This is a genomic window from Endozoicomonas sp. ONNA2 (assembly GCF_024606365.1).
In the GTDB taxonomy this organism is placed as follows: Bacteria; Pseudomonadota; Gammaproteobacteria; order Pseudomonadales; family Endozoicomonadaceae; genus Endozoicomonas.
Genome location: NZ_JAHHPO010000162.1, coordinates 1 through 2,474 on the forward strand (window position 1 = coordinate 1; position 2,474 = coordinate 2,474).

Genomic DNA, 2,474 nt, shown 5'->3' on the forward strand with positions numbered 1-2,474 from the left:
CCCGTCTGTCCACTGACATTATTACCAAGGTAGCTATAGGCGTCATGGTCGGAGAGGTTCAGGGAAAACGACAGGCCACCTTTGAAGCTCACCTTTCCGGAATCATCGGTATCTACGCTCTGCCCCGACCCCTTGAGAAACTGCTGGGTATAATTGCTGACGCCGGATTGTAACGCCGATAACCCCTGTACCGCTTTCGACCCCACCGTTCTGAACAGCAGGCTGCTCCCCACCGTGACACCGGAATGCACCCGCTGATTCAAGGTACGGTTAAGGGAGGTGATGGTGACATTGCCCACCTTGTCATTGTCAGTACCAAGGCTACTGCCCAGCTCTGCCGTGGTGTTGGTATTAAAATCACCAACGGCGATGGCAATGCCATATTGAGTGTTGGTCAGACCATAAGCGGAGGCGGAAACGTAATAATAGTTCTGGTTTTCTGCGGCCAGCACCAGGTTGTCAGCGTCCAGGGTGACCCCCGAGTCAATGATTGCCCTGGCATCCACATCGGACTCAGCCACCGCCGCGGCAATAACCACCGTATTGTCATCTTCCGCAATAATGTCCAGTGCTGATGCGGAAATATACGCTTCATTGTGGGCGGAAACCTCAAGATTACCCTCTGCTTCAATGGTCGCGCCACTTTTGACATGGGTGGTACTGTTAGCGTCACTGCTGGCGTAGATGGCCGGTAAGGACGCGGGAAATGTCTCGCCAATAACAATAGACGACGCTTCCGTTAAGGCATGGGCCTCGGATTGCAAGGAAACATTGCCGCTGGCCTGGATATTCGCACTATTATTGACGTTGACAGTGGCATCAGCCTCAGCCTCCATCATATAGAAGGATGCCCCGACAAAAGCGCCAGCGGCCAGTATGCCCATGGCCGTACCCGGCTCTTCATAAAACGTACTGTTGGCAATGGATTTGGCCTTGACCGTGACATCCTTTGCATAGACCTGCCCTCCCAGGTCAATACTGGTGTCTGAATCGGCTTTGCCAAAACCGATCTCCTTGGTCACGGATGCGGTGAGGGTAACATCCCCTCTGGCTGAGTCATCACTGTTCCGGGTATCCAGGGTACTGCCAGCATTCAGGTCTATATCTTTGGCGGTGATGGTTATCCCGGATTCAGCGGCCAGGATGCCGGAAACATCGGCTTTACTGTCGGCAGTAACGGTCAGGCTGCCACTGAGGTCCACGGTGCTGTTTGCTGCGGTTTTGAACGTGTCTGCGGTGATCGTGGCAGAGCCAGCCACTGTCGTATTACCAATCAGGGTAATACCATCAGCCGCCTGTTCAGGGCTGGCGGCGGTTGCCGACTCAACCACCACCGCTTTTCCGGCAGCGCTGAGATTCAGGGTGGTTGCGGCTTGATCCTTGCCTGTAAAGGCAATGGTACCGGCTGCACTGGCTGAGTTGGCGTCCCGGCTGTCCAGCGTGGCCCCGGCATTCACATCGATATTATCCGCCATGATGGTGAAGCCACCATCCGCGTAAAGATCGCCCGAAAGATCAATGGCTCCGGCTGCCGAACTGGACGCCTTCAGGGTAATGACGCCACCATCGACATTAAGTTCTGTGGGAATGGTCAGATCGTCCACATTAACAGCCGTTAATGCCACCGCACTGGCCTGGGCGGCACGCCCTGAAATGACAATACCGCCACTATCCACCTGAATGGTATTGGCATTGATATCCAGGCCGCTGGCGGTATTGACCTTGCCCTGAATACGAACAGTACCGGAGGATGAAACACTAAAACTGTCGTTAAGCAGATCAGTGATTTTTGCATCAACCACATCACTGCCACTAATCAGCCCGGTGATGTCATTATCGGTCGGTGTCTTGATGGCCAGACTGCCAACGTTGACTACCCCCGACTCACCCACCAGAAAACCCGCTGAGCTGGCAAAGACCACATCACCACCCAGTGAGCCATTCTGGTAGCTGTTCATGATCCCGTGAACCGCCGGCGCTTCAGAACCCCGAACGATATTCACCAGTTTGCTGGCGCTGTCAGGCACCTGAAGGTTTACGGTATGGGACGAACCCACCACAAATTTATCGAATACGTTGATCGCGGACGTACCCGACATTTTTCTGGAGGTAATATCATGAATATTGTTATTGCTGCTGATGGCGGTGAAGTCACTGACAGCCTGTATGTCGTGATCAGTCGCTACTGCGGTGCCGGACAACAACATACCGGCCGCCGCTGGCGCTCGCAGGACCGAAGAAAAAGAGGCTCCGGTGGATTTCTGGCAAGCCCTCGCCGAGTTAACCCGGCCGATAGAAACCGACAGCTGAGTACGACCAAAACCAGCCATAATTTGCTTCCTTGTGTAATAGTTATTATTTTGTCAAGCCACTTACATGCTGTGGCCCAAGAGGCTGTCCGAGAATAGACTGCCCTATACGGCAACTGCTCCTGCGTTGCTCTGGCTCCTGCATCCATGCAGTCGTGCGGTGGC

The 2,474-nt window shown here is 54.1% G+C and carries 1 protein-coding gene; it reads right to left on the bottom strand.

Going from position 1 to position 2,474, the window contains the following annotated elements:
* On the bottom strand, window positions 1-2,330 hold a 2,330-nt coding region (locus KDK14_RS03005), incomplete at its 3' end, for a leukotoxin LktA family filamentous adhesin (RefSeq protein WP_257263540.1).
* Between the last annotated feature and the right edge of the window lie 144 nt (window positions 2,331-2,474).